Here is a 21870-nt window from a genome sequence, read left to right as displayed (position 1 = left end):
GTGGGTGTCGTAATTCATCAAACGTAGCCAGGAATTTTCTGTTTTTTATACCTAACCCCCTATTATCTTAGAACTAGAAAAATGTAACTACCGAACGTTATAGTTCAGCTAATTTTAACCTGGAGCGTGGAGTGACCGTGACCCCAGGAAATGTGCCTGTAGGCTTGGATGTTACCACCAAAGGGACTTTTAATGTGTATGCTTATCAGGAAAAAGACAACAGCAAGGTAAATGGCTACATGCACAGTGTAAGCGGGCAAGACCAACGCAACGATTATTATGTAGAAAAAAGTACCCCTTATAGCGAAAGAGATGTATACCTGGGCATTCCGTTCAACAATGCCGACCAGTTTATGGTCAATGGTGAAGGTATTGGCGGAGGGTTTCGCTATTTTCAGAAAAAACTGGGGCACTTTTTACCTCAGAAAGCCCACAACACCTCGGTAAAAAGAAACCTGGGAATAGATATGAACTGGGGGGTAACCGTAGGGGTAGGGGTTACGATTGGGTTGGGCGACAGTAAGTCGCAAACCACAGACTGGAAAAAACCAGGGACTGCTAGCCAATACGTATTCGACCAACAAGGCGTATTTAGGTTTAATGGCGACAAAGGCGGAAGTGTAGAGTATACTACAGGTGGGGCAGGCGTGCGCAATACCGACTTGGTAAGCGCCGGCATTGGGGGCAATGGCAGCCTTGAGTTATCGTCAGTGGGTAACCTCGACCATACCAAATTGTCCTCCTCGTCTTATATCAATTACCATACTAAAGCCAACCACGGTTTTGACGCTACGCAGGTAACCGGGCTCAACGATAACGTAACAGCTACCAATGCTACCGCGATTACCGAGCTTAAGGTGACCAACAAAAATGGATTGAACTATGTGTATGGCACGCCTGTGTTTAACCGCAACGTAAGTACTTTTCAGGTAGACGCCAACTTGCCCGCCACCCAAAAAGACAAAGACCATTTTTTGATGTACCGCCCTTTTGCCCTAAAGCAAGCAGGAAATGAGTATGAGGTAGATGTAGACCATGCCGTGCATGACTATGCCAACGCCAAGGTAGTGGGCGAAGTAAAACCCGCGCCTTATGCTACCAATTATTTGTTAACTTCTATTACCACGCCCGACTATGTAGAAGTGGGCAATGATGGACCCGACGCTAAAGATTTTGGGGGCTGGACAAAGTTTGCTTACCATAAAAAATATGGGGCAGGTACCAATGGTTGGTACCGTTGGCGAGTGCCTTACAATGGCATGTTTTTTCAGCAAGAAAAAATCTCTGATCGAAAAGGGGCAGTAGGCACGGTGTCGACAGGAGAGAAAGAAGTGTACTACCTTAAAACCATCGAAACCAAAACCCACATTGCCTACTTTGTTACCAATAAAAGCAATACCACTCGCTGGCAAAATGTACAGAGTCCGGTAACTGCCAGTTCTCCTTATATTCAAGGGTCGAGCGAAGACCGCAAGGACGGCTTAGGAGCCAAGCACTTGGCAGGAAAAACCGATCCGGCGGCGGTAAAAGGCAGCAACGGAGCCCAGATAAAAGGCGATGAACGCCTCGAATACCTGGAAAAAATTGTGTTGTTTTCCAAAAAACAACCCGACAAGCCCTTGCAAACAGTACATTTTGACTATGACTATAGCTTGGTGCAAAACGTACCCAACCACGATCAAGGGTTGTTTCCCCGTCCAAAGGTAAACAATGCGTCGGGCAAACTTACCCTCAAAAAAGTATGGTTTGAGTATGGGGGCATTTCTAATGGCAAAACCAGCCCTTATGAGTTTGTATACAAGTATAAGGTGAAAAACGAGTTTGCCGCCGAAGTACGCGAAGATTATCCAGACATTATCAACGAAATGAGTGATAAGCATGGTATAAGTGCACAAAATCCAGATTATGCCCCTTATTACCTTGGTCCTTGGGGCAATATTCAACTAGATGGCAGCAAGCGAAAGAAACAAAAAAAGCCGTGGTTGTATCAAGGGAAACTTACCGACGCTCAACATAAGAAATTTGACCCAGCAGCCTGGCAACTCAAGCAAATCAAATTGCCTTCGGGAGGAGAAATTTTAGTACAGTACGAGCAAAAGGACTACAGCTTTGTACAAAATCGTCGCCCTATGGTGATGACTTCTTTGTTGGAAGCCAACGACAGCAAACTCACCGGAAAAAAATACGGTTTGTCGCCCTCTTATGTGGTCAATGTACGCGACATGGGCATAGATCCTACCAATCAGGTAGAAGTAGACGAACAAGTAGCTTTGCTTAAAAAACACTTTGTGGACGATGGCGAAAAAATCTACTTTAAGTTTCTCTACAAACTCATTGGCTCAGGACCGCCATCATTGAAAGACTGTCAATCGGAGTATTTGAAGGGATATGCTGCGGTGGCTTCGGTAGAAAGAGTAGACATCAACGGAGAATATAGCATTAAAATTACGCTTGATGGCAAAGAAGATGACAACAAGCGTGCTTCGATACCTCGTCAAGCCTGTTACGATTTTTACGCCAACAAACGCCAGCACTTTGATTGTGAGGGTACCGATAAGTTTGACCAAAAAGTGTACGCCAAGCGTGACAAACTGGTCAATGCTAACTTGGAGAACGGAGGAATAGTCAATGATTATTTAAGTAGGTTGTTGTTACGAAGCTTTTCTGAGGGTATTCCCAAAAAGAAAAAGGTAGGTACTCAGATGAGTGCAGAATTGTCTTACCTGAGGTTGCCCATGATCAAAGCCAAGCGTGGAGGAGGAGTAAGGGTAAAGCGCCTGCTCATGTATGATGCAGGTATCGAAACTGGTGATGCCAATTTGTACGGACAGGAGTTTTTTTATGAAGACTTTATCAAAGAGGACGGCAAAATAAAGAAGATAAGCAGTGGGGTAGCCACCAACGAACCTTCAGGAGTACGCGACGAAAATCCTTTGGTACGTTACCTTCCAAGGAAAGGCCAAAGCTGGTACAGTCGTTTGACTGCCGGGTTTGACAAAAAGCAATTTGAAGGACCCATAGGCGAATCATTGTTGCCTGGGGCGTCGGTAGGGCACTCTAAGGTAATCGCGCAGAGCATTCACAAAGGGAAAACTGGCACGGGATACTCGGTCAATGAATATTATACCGTCAAAGATTTTCCTTACGATAAACTGTATGTATACAAAACCGATAAAAAAGACCCCACCAGTAACCTGGAGAAAGGCGTAGATTATACTTCACTAGAAGCCAACCGAAAGAAGCGCAACAGAGAGCCACCTATTAGCTTGGGTTTGTTTTATTACGAAAATGATCAGGTATGGCTTACCCAAGGGTACCGTTTTATACTGAATAACATGCACGGGCAAACCAAACGAGTGGCGAGCTACATGGGTACTTACGATGGCGTTGATACGGAACAATCACAAATGTTTGCTCAGCAAAAATACGAATATTACCAACCTGGCGAACGTATCCGTATGCTACACCCTGATGGTACAATTACTTGGGAGGTGCCAGGCAAAGAGATGGACATGACCATGGAACGCCGTTCGGTGCGCAACCGCAACATCAACGTAGAGTTGGGGGTAGACCTTTCGGCTACGTTTATCGTTCCTCCTTTGCCCATTTATGTATCGCCTTCCATGAATTTTAGCTACGCCCGCGAGCGCATAGGCACCCACGTTATTTCTAAGGTCATTCGCTATCCGGTGATTATGAAAAAGGTCACGACTTTTCAGGATGGGGTAACCAACGAAAGCGAAAACCTGGGTTTTAATCCTCATACTGGTGGTGCCATCTTGACGCGTACAACAGATGGATTTGATCAGGTAAAAGTAGGGACACAAGCCCTGGATGGCAATATTTATTCTCTGACCATTCCGGCATCGTGGAAGTACCCCGCTTTTGGCAGAATATACGAAAGTGGTCAGGTACAAGACCGTTTCAATCAGTTGGGTTTATCGGCTGGCTCTATCATTACCTATGGCGAGGCAGGCAACCCCTTGAAAACAGAAGGGCAGTGGAAAATGGATCAAAACGTGTTGAGTGTTGGTTTCCAGACTTTTAAAAACAATTGGGCAACCAACGCCAGCCAAGCAGTAAAAAGCCAGTATGGCTTAAACGACACAGAGGTAATAGCTGCTTTGGATAAAATATGGCGCCCCCATACCAGTTACACTTACCGCGACAATGTGGTATCGTCTGACCCAAAAGTAGCCGCAGGCAATCGCATTTACAAAGGTGGAGTCATTAGCAGTGTTACCCTGCCTACCACTACCGATCCCAATGGTCACTGGAGTCAGCAGGCTCCCACTTTTGGCAATCAATGGATCAAGTCAAGCGAAGTAACCTTGTATTCGCCCCATGGCAATGCCCTGGAAGAAAAAGATCCTTTGGGTATATTTAGTTCGGCACGCTTCGACCAAGAAGGTATTTTGCCTATGATGGTAGCTGCCAATGCCCAACATGGGGCTACTTATTTCCAAAGTTTCGAGCACGACACTTACACGCCAGATGGACATTCGGGGCGCTATTGCAAAACATTGACCCCTGGCGATCAATCGCTGTTTGCCCAAGGCGAAAAAATCATCAAAACAACCCAACTGAGCAGCAAAGGGGGCATAGTAAAGCTGTGGCTCCACTACAGTTATGACCAACCCACTTTGAATATAAAGTTGCGGAACTTTGTCGATACAAGCCAAATGAGTAGCACAACCTTTAGCCTCCAAAAAGTAGCTCAAGTAGGTGAATGGGTCTTGTTTAGCGGCGAAATTCCGGGCAGTGCTTTTATCTACAACACCTTTGATCTGGTGGTAAGCAGTAGTAGTAGCCTTAATAGAATATTAAAGGTAGATGATGTGAAGTTTCAGCCTTTAGATGCACAAACTACCTGCTATGTATATGACCTTAAGTCGTTACGCTTGCTTACTCAGTTTGACGACGAACACTTTGGCTTGTATTACCAATACAACGACCAAGGGCAGCTTACCCGCAAGTTGATAGAAACCGAACGGGGTTTGAAAACGATTCAGGAAACTCAGTACAATACACCAAAAAAACCAAGAAAATGAAAAGAGTGATTCAATGCCTCTTGACTGGGTTGTTGCTTTGGACCAGTGTCCAGGGCAACGCCCAAAGCCATCAGGAATATTATCAGACCCTACAACAATGGATGCAGGACATGAAAAAAGTGCAGTTTCCTGCACCAGGGCAATATTATTTGATGCATTTGCGGATGAAGATGGTGCCTCGTAATAAGTACCTGGAAAATAAGGAAACTGAGGTGAAAATGATTGCTGGAGCCACTCAGTTGGTGTATGAAACCGATCAGGTGAGTATTTATCAAGATGAGCGCAACCTATACCAGGTGTTTCACCCTCAAAAACTAATACTACATAAGTCGGTGTCGTCCAATGACTTTAAACAACGACAAGCTTATGCGCAACAAATGACCCTTCTACAGCAAGAGTTGTTTGCGCAAAGCAAGGTAGTACAAGTAAAGGATGGCACCTACCAAGGGCAACCGATCAAGCTTATCACTATGCAGGTGGCGCCCAAAGCACAGCAAAGGTTTAAAGTAAAAAAAGTAGTGTACTACTTTAACTTAGCCAAAAAATACCTGGAAAAACAAGTGGTACATTTTACTGATGCCCACCTACTTGAGAATCAGGAGATTTACTATTTACAGCTCAATGCGCATTACAAAGGATATGTACCTGCTACTGCTCAGGCAGCCATTCAAGCGGGGAAGTATCGAGGGTATACTTTAGAAACAAGTCGCTAAGTAACGTGCTCTAAATCGGACAGCTTCAAAGTCCCGGTTTCTTATGGGGGTTATTGTTGAGGGCTATGCCCGAAATCCCGTTTACGGGGCGAACGCGTTATTGACAATCAAATTTGAAACAAAATGAATCATTTGAAATATATATTTGCTGTAGTTATCTGGGCAGTGGTAGGGCTTACCTGGACCCATGCACAAGTTTACAAAAACAGCCACTATACCCACCAATACACACAAACTGCCGCCAATGTGGGGCAAACAGTAAGCTTGGCTTTGCCTGTCAGTCCGTCTGCCAATGTAGGCAAAGCATTGCTAAAGGTACAACTAGACCTGGGCGAAACCTACGGTTTTGGGGACTTGGATTTTACCGCAAGCTTGGAGGTAACTGTGACTGGAGAAAAAGGGGGCAACTTTATACAAAATCTTTGCAACTGTCAGCTGGAGATCAGTTCTAAGGTACCCGAAAGGCTGCACCACTTTGATTTTGCCAACACTATCAACAACTTTGACGAGTTTAAAGTATTCATTACGGCGCGTCAGGTAGCAGTAAATGTGGCAGATCCTACTCAAAAGCAAAACCTGGAAAATGCCCTCAAAGCCAACCTTCGGGTAGTAGTGAGCTATGACATTGCGTATGGCATAGATGCCACAGGAGTAACCGCCAACAACCTGAAAGCAGACCTTGAAGGAAAAAAAGCGACATTTAGTTGGAACAGTAATGACTACATGCCCAATTATCAAATCCAGGTGTTGCGTTTGCACAACTATGTAAACCCTAATAACAACAGTTACGATTGGTCCACTTGGTCTGCCAATATCAATACGGTAACAGGAGGGGAGCAATTGAGAGAACAAATCAAGCAAGAACGCATTATTTTAACCGAAATAGATTGGAAACGAGCACTTACTTTAGAAACTCAAAGTAGTGAGAAAGCCATGTCGATGACCCTTGCCGAAGGTACAGGGTATTATGTTTGGAGAGTACGCCCCATAGGTACGCGTTATGCGGGCGGAATGGCCAATGCCAAAAACTGGGGGCAGTGGTCTACTGCGCAGATACCAGGCTCCACTTCTTTTAATGGTAAATTGGTGGTAGTTGATCTTAAAAATGGCACCCTGAAACCCAGAGACAAAAACCTGAAAGAAGTAGATGTTTTTCATTTTACCGATCCTGACGAAGGGCACAACAATATATACAGCCGTACTTTTACCGAAGGCAATCGGGTAAGCGAAAGTATTACCTATGCCAACAAGTTAAACCAAACCAAGCAAACCCAGACCCATTTGCCTTCTAAAAAGACCACCTTGGTTACCCAGCAAATGTATGACTACAGTGGACGCCCAGTGATGGCTACTTTGCCAGCACCTTTGCAAAACCAAGGGCTGAAAGGGTATTACGAAGGCTTGGTGAAAAACCAGAACAATCAGTTATACCGCCCTAAACACTTTGACAAGGATGCCAATTACCGCAACCCTGCCAAAATAGACCAGACCGCAGGTAGCCCTTTTAATTATTATACCGGAAAAAATCAGATTCCTGATGCCGAAGGATATGCATTTACCCGCACCTTGTTTTACCAAGACGGCAAGGTAAAAGAACAATCGGGCGTAGGCAAAACCCACATGATTGGAGGAGGGGGCAAAACCGTCAAAACCTTTTATGCGACTGCTACCGAGCACGAGTTGATTCGGTTGTTTGGAGACGAAGCACCTGCTGCCAGTAGTGTGCTCAAAACCATTAATATAGACCAAAACGGTACGGCGAGTATTAGTTACACCTCTAAAGAAGGGAAAGTGATTGCTACTTGCCTTGCCTATCAGGAACAAGACAATATGGACGGGCTCAAAGATGGGGTAATACCTGCAACTACCGAAACCCTCAAGATTAACTCCAACCATCAAGGGTTTACCAAGGTAGTATCGAGCAAGCGTTTGTACTTGGTGAATGAAAGCCCCCTTACTTTTGACTACAAGGCAAATTGTACCAACCCCGTGAGTGGCTGCGATTTTTCGTTGAGAATAGTGATTCACAAACTAGATGAAGACGCTGACCCAGCCACCCCTTGGGTAAAAAACCTGGGCACTACACCCGGTACAGGTTGGAAACCCCTTGCGACCAATAGTCAATTATTGATTAGTGAAGATATAAACGTGGTATGTGGGGTAAATGCGCAATTTGCCAACCTTACCCTGGAGCCGGGAGCTTATTTGATAGAAAAGCAGTTGAGCCCACGTAATTTGACAGGTACTCGACAACTGCCCCCAGCAGTACTGAATGCCCAAAATAACGTGGCAGGTAGCATTCAACCTTTGATTGCTATGTTGGGTAAGTGGATGGATAGTGTAAGGTGTAACAGTGACATCCAAGCATTTTTCGACAAGGTAACCACCCTGCAAAATGACATTGATGCAGCTAGAGTCTCAGGAAACTTTACTGCATTGGATACCAAGTATCAGGACGATTTAGGCACTACTCCCTTTTTTACTGATCAACACGCTGTGGCGCTTAAAGAGCCTTACGACATAGAAATAGCCAACCCAGGTTGTGGCATCATGCGCATTCCTATTAACCTGAGCACGGTGTTCGATTTTAAAAATATGGTATATGAACTCAAAGATCAGGATGGTGATGGTAAATATCGGGTCAATCCATTTGTGCAGTTTGTGCCTGGCAAAACCGAGTTCTTTCCCGATTTTGAAGGTTTTGCTTATAGTTTTTTCTGGAAAATAGTCCCCGAAAATATAGGCAACATCTCTGACACCATTACCCAATTGGTAACCAACGCCAACGGGAAACTCATGAGCGAAGCCACCTTCGAAGCCTCTTATATTTACCTGGGTGATGGTCTTACTCAAGATCAGTTGAACTTGTTGGGCATAGACACACAAAACCAAAGTTTGGCAGCAGCGCGAAAAGCAGCCAAAGACCGGGTAAAGTATATTTATTATAAGTTTTTGGCGCCTTATATGGAAGGGTGGCACGAGCCAGGCACTTTTAGCCTGATGACCCACCACATGCTGACCGATACTTACAATGCCAGCGGCAAAGATAAAGACAACAATGTAGTGTATGATACCTTGGCAACCAATCGCCAGGATGCTTGCAATCAGCCTCTGAAACTTGCTGTAGATGCCAACAACGCTGATAATACTGCCCAATATTATGCTGAAGACTTGTTTAAATGCTGGCAATCGGAGCTTGCCAAGCTGAAGGCACAAGTAGACCCTGATGGGAGCGTTGCCATTAATTACAAAGCGGGTTCGGGGGGAGTGTCTAAAGAAGTAGATGAGAGAACAGGCGACCCTAAAGTACACGATGGCGCTTTTGACGATGCCTTGCCCAAAAACCCGTTTGTGCGCTGGTTTTTGAAAACAGTGCTCAAAAGTAAGTTGAGCAAAAAAATGCGTGACCAACAGATCACTTCTGGCACCAACAATCAAAACGACAATAAAATTGAGATAGAGTATTCGCAACATCTGGTAGAGGAGTTTTTGAGCTGTACGGGTTATCGTTTTGCCAAAATTATTGATAACCAACACTTGGGGCAAGGAAGCCACACCCCTTTGAGCCAGGACATACTGTCGGGCTTGCCTACTGAGCAAAGTACCTATGCCAGCAGTGTAAACGACTACTACCAAAAGGTGTTTGCTGATACCGCCACTGTAGCCCTGGCGCGCCGCAGTAAGGCATACGAAGGTACCGACCGAGACTACTACCCTGACCGCGAATGGGCAGTGATGATGGGCTCACAAAACAGGTTTGCTCATATTTTAGACCCCGTATATGCTTTCAAGTATTTTCATTATGCCATAGACAGCAACAAAGTAGTAGAAGTGTTGACTTGTTACCGAGATTTTGATGGTTGCAACTTTTGTGGCATAGGCGAGGTGCAATGCGATATTACAGGCAAAGACTGGACAGCCGCCCAGCGAGAAGTGTTTTTGCAAATGTTGCGTAGGTTTCAATCGGGCGGACTCAAGGGCGAGTATGATGAATTGGTCAATGCCAAAGACTTTGTATCTCCGGTATATATCGATGCCAACGGTGAGGTAAAAACCTGGAAAGGTGATACTAAAGTAGACGACTATGAAGCATTGAAAAACAATGGTTTTAAGGATGATCAGGGCAACCGCCTGCCTACCATGGTAGAGATTCAGATCAATAAAATGAACCAACAAGTGGTCAACTTCTGCGATTCAAGCCGCATTGTATTTATAAAAATGCTGCAAGATACCCTTCAGAAAAAATGCTACGAAATAGTGGATTGCAAGGGCGATGTAAGAAGTGAAACTCAAATATCTCAGGAAGACATCAAAATACTGGCAGATGTAATGGTAGACGAATGTAAGCGTCGGGCAATGGTGACTTCTTATCGAGAAAAAACCGCCTCGTGTAAATACTTGCACGACACTACCAAAACCTATACGGTACCTATTATAGAATATGGCGTGGGAGGAGGCGTTGCCACCAGCGATATGCACGGACTCATGCACTACCGAAACCAAGGAAATGTTAACAGTACGTTTACCCCAACTACCGATACCTTGGTAACTATAAACTACCTGGGCGACACCGTCAACATCAAAGACTTTACCGATAAGCCCTTGAGTTATTTTGAGTGGTTACGCTACCTGGAGGTAACTACGATGGCACCATTGATTGATGTGCCTAATGTGTGTGGCACTACCAAGATACCCTCTGCGCTGGACCAAAACCCAACGGGCACTACAGGCATTAGTACCGATAAGGCAAACAACACGATGCCCCACCCCAACAAGCCACTGGGAGACCACTTGTCGCCACTGACCAAGCTTAAGGTAGAAATATCGACCGATGAGACCACCAAAAAGAACAAGGTGAAGGTAAACGGGGAAGCATTTGAAAAAGATTAAACCTTCAGAAGTAGGCGGGGCTGTATCATAATAAAGAATATTAGCCCATACCTGTCAGATTTTCAAAACCTGACAGGTATAAATCCTCAAATTTGGGAAAGACTGACTTATGATACAGCCTGCGCTTTTTGAATCACAAAAAACATCGTTTTGAAAATTTTATACCCATGAACAAGCATCAAACTTTGAAAAAAAACCAACCAACCAAGTGCCCAGGGCAACTTAAGCGCCGTTGGTTTACACTGAAGGCAGGTCTGCTTTTGGTAAGCTTATTGGCCATCAGCCACTTTGCTCAAGCCCAGGTCACTTACAATACCTGGCTGGGAGGCAACAACAACAACGATTGGAACACTGCCACCAACTGGGATCAGGGGCGAGTGCCTTTGGCTACCGACCACGTAAAAATTAATGCAGGAACCGTAAATTTGAATGGCTCGCATACAACTGCAGGTTTTTGGGTGACCGATGTAGCCACAGTAAATATTGGTGCTGCCAATACCTTGACGGTCAATGGTAGTTCAACGATTACTAATGGGCAGCTCAATGGTGGAAAATTGATAAGCAATGGTAGTAATACACATGACTTCTCCACTACTAATGCTACTTTGTTTACTGAGGTAGAAACTGTTGCCAGGAAGGTGAATTTAACAAATTCACAGTTTTACGAAAAGGTGCGTTTTACCAAAATGCTTAACACGTCTTATAGCAATGGTAATACCTACCATCAAGAGGCTACTTTTATAGGTAAAGGTGGATTAGCCTGGTATGTTTCCTATGCTACTGCAGATACATTTAAGGATAATATCGTTGTGGGTGGAGACAATGTAACTTATGTAACCATAGGAAGTCAAAGCTTTACAACTATCTTGTTGGATGGAAAAAAAATATTGATAGACCAAAATAATTCAACATTTGCTGGTCTGTCTTTCATCAAACTACACCAAAAAGGAGGTACTCCACAACATTTTGACCTTCAAGGCTCACTGGTTCTAAACACCTGTATTTGGGAAGCATCTACAGTAACTTCTGCCAATGCCAGGGCAATTACGGTTCACTCTGTATATCATGGAGAAGCCATGTTTGAGGCAGGCTATTATCCTCAGAGTCAGAGTTATGGCAATACCTATCATCAAGAAGCATCTTTTACGGTTTCTAACTCAAGTAACTATGGTTGGTATGTTTCCAGAACAAACCCAGACATTTTTCACGGGGATGTAACTGTGGGGGGACACGCTAAAAGCCTTATGTATTTTGGGGGGGATCAAACCACCATTATTCCTGATGGAAAAACGCTAAAGCTGGCGCCTAATAATTACTATCCTGCGGTGCTCGATATTAAAAATGTACACCAGCAAGGAAATGCCCCTCAAGAGCTGCATGCTGGACAAAACGTGCATTTGACAAATAACCAGTGGGAAGGTGAACTCTCAGTAAAGGCAGTACGAATCATTGGCAAAAACTCTACTTATCATAACAATGTGTCTTTTTCGGCTGGTTTTTACCCTGGTGGTTCCATCAATGGTGACATTTACCACAAGCAAGTAACTATTAACCACTCTGGAGCTCATGACTGGTACATGGCCAATGACACACTTAATACTTATCATGGGGCATTGCTGTTAAGGGTACAAGGTCACGGAAAGCTACACATGGCACACGGAGCAGGAACTCACCGTTTCCAGCATGACCTTATTCTGGAGCGAAGCACTACTGTGGGCAAAATTGTGTTTGGTGCAGGTGGTGGGCAAACCATATTAGAAGGAGACAACCTGCAAACCATCAAAGCAGTAGCAGGCAAAACCGGAGAGGCGGACTTTCATCACCTGAAGATTGACAAAGCTTCTAACCACGTAGACCTTCAAACTAATATCAATATTGTAGGCACCCTGGAGTTTGCTCAAGGCTTGGTCAAGGCAACCCCCGAAAGCAGTGGCGTGCTCACGTTTGATACCAACGGGAATTACCAGAACGAATCAGCTATCAGTCATGCATCGGGGCAAGTACGCAAAAAAGGCACTGGAGACTTTACTTTTCCACTGGGCGATGGCACTCAACTGCAGCCATTGACATTGAGCAATTTGTCTACCAATGCTTGGATTACCACTTATTACAAAGGAAGCAACCAACCCACCGGGCAAGCAGTAGGAGGGGTTTGTTATAAAATGAATGATTGCGAACATTGGGTAGTAAGGGCTACTTCTCCGGTAAGCTTTCAGGCTGCAGTGGGCACTGCCAATGCTTGTGATTTGCCTGCCAAGCCAGTATTGATATGGTACAACAATACCGAATGGCAAACATTGAACACTACTCATGACACCGCCAACGAAACACTGACCGCTAACCAAACGACCAATGCCTTGGCAAACGTCACGCACTACCTTACCTATGGGGAGGCGGTAGAGGCAGGACCCATTAGCACTACTGGTAACGGAAGCGTTGCTTGCCAAAACACCAGTCATACCTATACGGTTCCTTTGGTAGCCGATGCTACTTATCAGTGGACTGTACCCGCGGGTTGGAGCATTACCCAAGGGCAAGGCACCCACCAAATTACCGCAAACATAGGTACCAATGCGGCTACTGGAGGCAATGAAATACAAGTAACTTATACCAAAAATGGTTGTACTACCCTGCCCGGTAAGTTTACTGTCATTGTAAACCCAGTGCCTGCGGCTGTGGGTACCATCAGTGGTATAACTGAGGTATGCGTGGCTACCCAAAACCTCCAATATTCGGTGGTTGCCTTGAGTGGTGCCAATGAATATATCTGGACTTTGCCCGTGGGAATGATACAATCGGGTACAGGAGCCAGTGGTATCATCAATACCCCAGACAACTTCATCAATGTAGATGTGTTGGACAGCTTCAATGGGGGAGACATTGCCGTGAAAGGCAACAATGCCCAATGCAATGCTGGAGCCGAAAGCACCTTAACGGTCACCAAAAAAGCAGCGGCTATCGTAGCCCTTGCCATTACCCAGCAAAACACTTGTAGCACAGCGGCCAACGGTAGCATTGAGGTAACCACCGACGGGGTGTCTTATACCTTGTTTAAAAATGGGCAAGAGGTAAGTACCCACCAAGATATAGCAGTAAACGCTTCTCCTTTTACCATTGCCAATTTGGGCGATGGCGAATATTACCTAAAAGTAAAGCAAAACGGAGGCTGTACTACCGTGAGTGATACTGTGACGCTCAAAACCGATGACTTGGTGTGGGTGCGTCAATTGGGCTCTACAGGTTATGAAGATGTGTATGCCTCGGCTACCGATGCTGCCGGAAACCTGTATGTAACGGGGGTTTTTAACCACGCATTTACCTTAGGAGAAGGCGTCCATCAGGTAACCCTCACCAACAGTGGGGCTATTGACTTGTTTGTGGCAAAATACTCATCGGCTGGGCAGTTGCAATGGGCAAAAAAAGCGGGGGGTAACCTCGATGACTATGGCAATAACATAGATGTAGATGCCGCCGGAAATGTATACGTGACGGGTTTTTTCAAAGGCATTGCTACTTTCGACCACATTGTAGTATCTACCCCTACTCCCCATAATGTATTAAATTCTAATATGTTTGTGGCCAAGTATGATACCCAGGGCAACCTGCAGTGGGTGAGTCGTAGCAGCGATGCCAACGTAGCGCAAGGCAAAGGAGTAAAAGTAGATCCATCGGGCAATGTGTTTGTCAGTGGTTGGTTTTATAGCACCATAGATTTCAATGGGGCAAAACAAATGACCTCAGTTGGCGAATCTGATCCATTTTTGGCAAAATACGATGCCAACGGAAACTTTTTGTGGGCACAAAGTGGAGGAAGCGATATGCTTGACCACGCTTATAATATGGAGGTAGACCAAGCCGGAAACGCTTATTTGTTGGGTAATTTTGCGGATACTAGTACCTTTTCCGGACAATCCATTGAAAGTAAAGGGTTGCAAGATTTTTTTGTTGCCAAATATACTCCTGCTGGTACGCTTGCCTGGATAAAATCGGGGGGAGGAAGTGGCAACGAAAGCGGGCTAAACCGAGCTATAGTAGATGCCGCCGGAAACGTGTATATGACAGGACATTTTAAACAAAATATTTCCTTTGATGGGCAGCAATTGACCACCACTAGTGGAGTAACTAACATGTTTTTGGTAAAGTATGATGCGCAAGGCAACCTACAATGGGCACAGGCGGGTAACCCCTCTTTTGGGGTAGCTACCTACGGAATGGCGCTTGCTCCTCAAGGAGGGATATACCTAAGCGGGTGGTCGCAAGGGCAAACCTACCTCGGTACTAATCAACAACTACTGCAAAGCAACGGTTTGGTGGGTTTTGTAGCGCACTACAAGGCAGATGGTACCGTAACGAAAATAGATAAAAAAATTACCGGACCTCAGGTAGGTACTTCCTCACCATTTTGGGTGAGCAACATTAACCTGTTGTCGCAAGACGAAATATACCTGGTAGGTGGTCTCAACACTACAGCTACTTATGGCAATACCACTGTGCGCAATGGCAAAGGTGGCGTAGATGGTTTTGTGGCCAAGTTTAGCAACAAAGGTGCAGCTACTCTCACAGGCATTACGGGCACCACAAGTGTGTGCACAGGTACTACCCAAAACTACCTGGCTACCGGGGTAAGCGGTGTAACTACCTACAATTGGGAGCTTTCGGCGGGGCTTGAAGAAGCAGGCACCGGAAGAACGGGTACATTTACTACCAACACTCCTGAAGTGGCGGTAACGTTTCTGGCGGGCAATACCAGTGGTACCATCAAAGTAAGTGGTACGGGAAGTTGCGGCACTACTGCTGTGGTGACACGTACTGTAGCTATAGGTGCCGCACCTACTGGAACGGGTACGATTACAGGGGCTACCGCCGACTGTGCCAACCAAACGGTTGCTTTTAATACTACTGCCATTGCAGGCGCCAGTCAATATATCTGGACGTTTACCCCTGACGACAACAATATTGCCCCTACCATACAAACCACCAATACGCCTGCTTATAGTTTTGCCCTAAGCCATAGTGGGCAACTCACCGTAAGGGGAAGCAATGCTTGTGGCGAAGGTACATTGAGCAATGCACTGGCGGTTACTGTACATCCATTGCCAGTGGTAACCTCCGGATCAGCCAGTGTTACTACTTGCCTGAATGCCATGGGGGGTGAGCTTACTTTTGACCTGAACTTTAGCGGAGCCGCTACTTATACCGTGCTAAAGAATGGCATTGTATACAATAGTTTTTCTAATAAAACGGCTACTGTAGGTACTCTAAAGCTGAGTAGTTTGCCTTTGGGTACTTACCAGGTAAGCCTGACTACTGCCCAAGGGTGTGTAGCCACCAGTAGCAACACCGTAACCGATGGCAGCCCGGTAATTACAGGCATTGAAACGAGTGCCGTGAGCTGCGATGCCAGCAAAATGGGCTTATTTGCCAACAGCAAAATCCGTTTTGACATTCGCACGGGTAAAGTACCCACCGACTTTGCCGATTATACCTATACCTTGCTCGACGAACAAGGCAATATAATAGTACCCGAAACCGTGATCAGCAACGCAGGCAATGTACTGGCGGTAGACGATGTGGTGTTGACAGTACCCAGTCCGGTGCAAGGTGCCGAATATGCCCTGGTACTAAAGGCGTACGAAAACCTGGACCCAGTAAGTACAGGTTGTACCACTTGTAGAGTAAACTATTGCGAAGCCCGTAAAAATATCAAATTTGCAACTTTGGGAATGACCACCTCATTGCTTGGCGATGACCCCCAGTATGTGTGTGAGGCTTCGGGAACTAAAACTATTCAGTTTCAGGTAGGAGCTACTACCAACGACTTGAGTCTGACGCCTGCTGGCGGATTTAAAATGGAGTTGTACAACGAAAGCGGGGGGCTGGTAGCCAGCAAAACCGAACCTGGCTTGCCTACAGGCTATATCTGGGAGGTAGATAATGTAGGCGTAGGCAAATATACCGCCTACTTTTACGGAGGATTGAGCAACTACAATTGCCAAAAGTTGGTAGAGTTTGAGGTAGAAGACCTGGAGGTAGAAATTACCATGAATACTACTCCAGAGAGCTGCATCGATGCCAACGACAGCCAAGCCAGGGTAGTAGTGGTGGGTGCCAAAAAAGACGTGACCTACGAATGGCAGCAAGCCGATGGTACGGTACTGAAAGATGACCAGGGCAATGTAATTACGGCGGCAAGTATTGAAGACCTCGCTCCGGGCAACTATAAGGTAATTGTGACTGTAGGCGGCATTTGCCCCAACGAAAAAACGTTTACCCTTGATGCCTACCAGCCTTTGGTAGATTCGCTGGTGGCAGAAGTAGCTGTACAAGAATGTGCCATAGTAGCCCATGCTGAACTAACTGCTGAAGGAATAGCTCAATACCCCAGTGGGGCTTATAAGATTACCTGGTACGAGTTGCCTATCGATGAGCACTTTACCCCAGGCAATGAGCAAGATTCCTCCAGGTATACCTTGATTTATGAAAACAGTGTATTGGCGGCGGTATCGTCTACCGAACCTGATATAAAAGACACCATTCCTCAAGATAAACTGGCAAGCGAGGGCTGGTATTATATTGAGATAAGCGGACCGGATGGTTGTGTGATCAAAGGAGAGTATACCCACCTCGAAAAACCACGCATAAAGCGGATATATGACATCAGCTTACGCTGGAAAACTCCAGAGGTAAAACCAAAAGAACCCGAATTGCCTAGGTTTGATTTTGATGTAGTGTTTAGAGATGCGCAAGAAGCCATGAATACACAAACCAGCAAGTGCATAGAAGACCAACAAGATAGGTTGGCGGCTACGTTCAAGGCCAACTGTGCGGCGCCCGATGATGAACTATCGGTCACCTTTGAGCAAAAGCAGCACCACTATACTTTGTATTACTTTGACCGCGCCGGGCAATTGACTCAAACCGTGCCGCCAGCTGGGGTAAAACCGCTGACAACGGTTACCCGTGACCAACGCCCGGCACATACCATGCGCACTACTTATAACTACAATAGTTTGGGGCAAATGGTCAACCAACATACCCCTGACGGTGGTACCACCAATTTTGTGCACGACAATAAGGGACGTATTCGTTTTGCCCAAAACGACAAACAAAAGGCAGAAAGTGCTTATGCCTACACCCGTTACGATGCCTTGGGCAGGGTAGTAGAGTCGGGGCGTGCCACCCAGTTTAACGAAGGCGGCCAAACCCTGACTTTCCCGACCAATGCTTTTGAGATTGGGCAGGTAAACCTAAACGATGCACTGGCGGGCAACAATGCCTTTCCTAATACGGGGTTGAGCGAGCAGGTATTGAGCTTTTATAATGTGCCAGGTACTTTTGCCAACGACCAACACGCGGGTAAAAATGCCTTTTATTTTAACGAAGCCAATACCCAGACTTATTTGCGTAACCGCATCAGCTATACCTTGGCGTATAACCAAGGCAGCACCGACCCTGTACGCACTTACTTTAGTTACGACCCGCACGGCAATGCTCGTTGGGTGGTGCAAGAAACTCCAGGCTTAGACAATGGCAAAACGGGCAGCGAAAAACTCAACTACCGCATGCACCTTGCCTACGACTATGACTTAATCAGTGGCAAAATACTCAAGGCAAGGTTCAACGATGATGCCAGTAGAGTCGACCGTTTCTTGCATCGCTATAGCTACGACGAAGACAACCGCCTCACCCTGGTAGAAACTTCGCGCGATGGTTATATTTGGGACAAAGACGCCCAATATGATTTTTATATTCATGGACCATTGAAACGCATAGAGTTGGGCGAAGATAAAATACAAGGGCTAGACTATGCCTACACCATCCACGGATGGATCAAGGGAATGAACAGCCCAATATTGGATGTAAACCAAGACCTGGGCGGAGATGGTAAATCGGGCAGTGCTTTTGCCCCCGATGTATGGGGCATGTCGCTTACTTTTTACGACGGCGATTTTGTCCACAGCAATGGTACTTCGGCGTTTGCCCATACTGGAGCCTATACTTTAAAACCGGGCGCCAATCGTAACCTCTACAATGGCAATATTGCTACCTGGACGAGTGCTTTGCGGGGCGTGAGCCAAAATCAACAAATACAAAGGGCGTTTCAGTATAAGTACGACCGCCTGAACCGGATAAAAACGGCGAACATGTATGAGTGGAACGGCACCGCCTGGGCAACCGCAGCTACTAACAATGCCTGGCACACTAACTATAGCTACGATGGCAACGGCAACTTGCTGACCCTGCAACGCTACGATAAAACGGGCAGCTTGCTGGACGACTTGACCTATAGTTACAAAACCAAAACCATCAACGGTATTGCCCAGCCAATCAACCAACTGGACAAAGTAACTGATGCGGTAACAGGGAACAAAATTGAGAAAGAGGTTACAGGGACGAACCAATACGACTACGATGACATAGGCAACCTGGTACACGACCACGCTGAAGACATTGTGATTGTGTGGAACATACAGGGCAAGGTAAGCGAGGTACGACCTGCCACTGCCACTTCTAAAAAGCCCCACATTCGTTATTGGTACGATGCTGGTGGCAATCGCCTCAAAAAAGAAGTGAGCTATTCGCCTACTATAGTGGCAGCCACTGATAACAGGGTAGGTTTTGTAAGAAGCTTTACCGATGCTCCCGCCAAGGTTAAAATGAGTTATTACACCCGCGATGTAGACGGCAATACTTTGGCGATTTATGACCAGGCGTATGACCAAACCAATAGTACCTGGAAAACTACCCAAAAAGAGTTAAGTTTGTACGGAAGCGAGCGTTTGGGTACGATAGAAACCAATCGATTGTTGAGCAATGTACCTGGCACTACCAATGCGGTAGCGCGTTTGGTGGGTGAAAAACGCTACGAACTCAAAGATCATTTGGGCAATGTGCGCTTGGTAGTGACTGACCAAAAGCGTTATGTAGAAGACAACGGCTTGTTTACCGAATACGCCAATGTGCGGACGTTTAAGAATTACTATCCGTTTGGGATGGAACAGCCCGGCGATGAGATTGACCCAATGCTCACTACGGCTACCTTACCTGCTGCCTGGGCAGTGGCTACCCAACAAGGTTGGGAGGGTGACCCTCAGCAAAACGCGGATGCCCTTAAGGTGAGTTTGAGCACGGCACCTACCACGGCATTGTGGGAAACAAGCAAAACCCATGACTCGAAAGTACAGGGCACTTACCAAATTGGGTTTGACCTGGCGTTGGAAACCAACAGCGACAATCAGCTGATTGTAACGGTCAAAGATTCGGTGAGTGGGCAGGTGCTCAAAGAGCAAGTGTTTACGACAGCGGGCAGCCACCAGGTAGGCTACCAGGCTATAGGCGACAAAACCCAGGTAGTGTTCAAACTGACCGACCCTACTCCTAATGTGGGGAGTTTGCTGGAGGCTACAAATATTGCCCTCCACAACACCGACTTTGGCGATTACCGTTATGGGTTCAACGGCAAAGAAAACGACCAGGAGTGGGGCAAATTGATTCAAGACTATGGATTCCGTTTGTATAACCCGGCGATTGGAAAGTTTTTGAGTGTTGATCCGTTGAGTCCAAGTTATCCGGAGCTGACGCCTTATCAGTTTGCGAGTAATACGCCAGTTTGGGCGATTGATTTGGATGGGTTGGAAGCTGTACCTGTTCAAGAGGTTCATGAGATAGGAAATAGTTTCATGGACACCCAAATTGGAATGTATGATCAAAGCTCCTTTCAAAGAGTCATGAATGATAGGGGTAAGTTTACGCTTCATGCCATTACGAGTGGGCCTAACAAAGGTAACTTTGTAGCTAAACAGCTTCATGGGCGCAATGCCAACGGTGTTATGTTACATAGTTTCACGCATATAGTAGGTGCTGACCGTGTAAGTGATTTTGTTTCTGGTGACTTTTCCACAGGTGGTTGGAGATCAAGAGTGTATGAGGCTGGTATAGCCTTGGGAGGAAGACCTGACGGTAATATTTATAAATCAGCCGTTGATAATGTCAAGGCTCAATGGACTGACCCATTGATCCTTGTTACGAGTGTTATGGGAACTTTGATGGTGCTTAAGCAACCTTCTGTGCGTAGAAGTGGAAATAGAAACGGTAGCAGTAAAAACTCTTCTTACTTCCAGAAATATAAAGCAGACTTAGCTAAAGCAGAAAAAGGTAGTTTATACACTGCTAATGGAAAAATAAATCCTGAGATTATTGGAAATTCAGAAGCAATAATTAATGGGGCTGATCTTGGTAATCAATCCTTAAGAAAGCTTTTAGTCTCAGATGGTAGTAAATTGAAGGATTGGAATAAGATGGGTTTCAGTCACGGTTCTGGTAAGAATAGGGTTCAATTACATTATTATTACAATGAAAGTACTGGTAAGGTTTACTATTATGACTATAAGACTTATTTGAATAACGATTATTTTAAACAAGCCCCTAAGAAGATAGATTTTCTTGATAATGAGATTCGTTCAGCAGGTAAAAAGAAATAAGAAGTATTATGGTAATTAATTGTATATCAAATAGAAAAGATTCAATAGCAAGTTATAAAAACCTTACTATAGGAAAGAAATATGAAGTCATATCTGTTCATTTTGGTGTAGAAGTAATGTTTAGTGATTCGTTAAAGTCCAGTGTTCAATATCGGGTGATTAATGATAATGGGCTTACTGCAATCTATCCTGAAAATTTATTTGAAATAATAACTCAAACAGTGGATGATGATTGGGTCATTTTTAAAAATAACCAGAGCCTTTTTTCAATTTTACCAGAAAGCTTTGCTTATGAAGGATTCTGGAGTGATTTTATTGATCATAATAAAGATGCTCGTAATTTGTTCAGTTATAGATACCCTGAATTGGCTGAATTATTATTCTGAGTCTCTCCTAGCTCTTTTAAGTCTTTCGAAGAAGACTTGAAAGCATCAAGTAATGACAAGTCTGTGACTTGTTTTGCGATAGCAAAGTATGCGAAGCCTGTTCAATTTAAAAACAGCCCAGCTTCCAGCTCTTTTAAGTCTTTCGAAGAAGACTTGAAAGAACTAAGTAATGACAAGTCTGTAGGAACGACACTAGATAATTAATAAAAAGCAACATCAGGATTTTCAAAAAACTTCTTGATTATGCTTTTTTTGTTTTTAAAATCCCTAAGTATCTTAAAACTCTACAGATTATTCGTTACCAAATGAAAACCTGTTTAGGGCATCATTGACTTGTTCTGGAGAGATG

General features: G+C 45.2%; 5 protein-coding genes. All 5 read left to right on the top strand.

Annotation, left to right across the window (positions count from 1 at the left end):
* Positions 1–131 precede the first annotated feature (131 nt).
* The 5 genes from Q0954_RS25470 to Q0954_RS25450 all read left to right on the top strand — a co-directional run bounded on the left by Q0954_RS25470 (position 132) and on the right by Q0954_RS25450 (position 21521).
* Positions 132–5051 (top strand): hypothetical protein, encoded by a 4920-nt coding sequence (locus Q0954_RS25470; RefSeq protein WP_299461809.1) that lies wholly within the window; start codon positions 132–134, stop codon positions 5049–5051.
* Positions 5048–5764 (top strand): hypothetical protein, encoded by a 717-nt coding sequence (locus tag Q0954_RS25465; RefSeq protein ID WP_299461807.1) that lies wholly within the window; start codon positions 5048–5050, stop codon positions 5762–5764. Before Q0954_RS25470 ends, Q0954_RS25465 begins: the two co-directional genes overlap by 4 nt.
* Positions 5765–5887: 123 nt before the next feature.
* The gene (locus tag Q0954_RS25460) at positions 5888–10654 is read left to right on the top strand and encodes a hypothetical protein (protein ID WP_299461805.1); all 4767 of its coding nucleotides are present in this window, start codon (positions 5888–5890) and stop codon (positions 10652–10654) included.
* A gap of 167 nt (positions 10655–10821) precedes the next feature.
* Positions 10822–21135, top strand: coding sequence for an RHS repeat-associated core domain-containing protein (locus Q0954_RS25455; protein ID WP_299461803.1), 10314 nt, complete (start codon positions 10822–10824; stop codon positions 21133–21135).
* An 8-nt stretch (positions 21136–21143) separates the two neighbouring features.
* Positions 21144–21521, top strand: coding sequence for a hypothetical protein (locus tag Q0954_RS25450; protein ID WP_299461801.1), 378 nt, complete (start codon positions 21144–21146; stop codon positions 21519–21521).
* The last annotated feature ends 349 nt before the right edge of the window (positions 21522–21870 follow it).

Origin of the sequence: uncultured Microscilla sp. (assembly GCF_947493425.1) — a bacterium.
Taxonomy (GTDB): Bacteria; Bacteroidota; Bacteroidia; order Cytophagales; family Microscillaceae; genus Microscilla.
Note: the sequence above shows the minus strand (reverse complement) of the source record. Positions and strands in the feature narration are given on the sequence as shown.

What these genes read in the sequence shown, in the direction of transcription:
- Q0954_RS25465 (WP_299461807.1), top strand. Translation starts at nt 5,048, where the DNA reads ATGAAAAGAGTGATTCAATGCCTCTTGACTGGGTTGTTGCTTTGGACC.
- Q0954_RS25460 (WP_299461805.1), top strand. Translation starts at nt 5,888, where the DNA reads ATGAATCATTTGAAATATATATTTGCTGTAGTTATCTGGGCAGTGGTA.
- Q0954_RS25455 (WP_299461803.1), top strand. Translation starts at nt 10,822, where the DNA reads ATGAACAAGCATCAAACTTTGAAAAAAAACCAACCAACCAAGTGCCCA.
- Q0954_RS25450 (WP_299461801.1), top strand. Translation starts at nt 21,144, where the DNA reads ATGGTAATTAATTGTATATCAAATAGAAAAGATTCAATAGCAAGTTAT.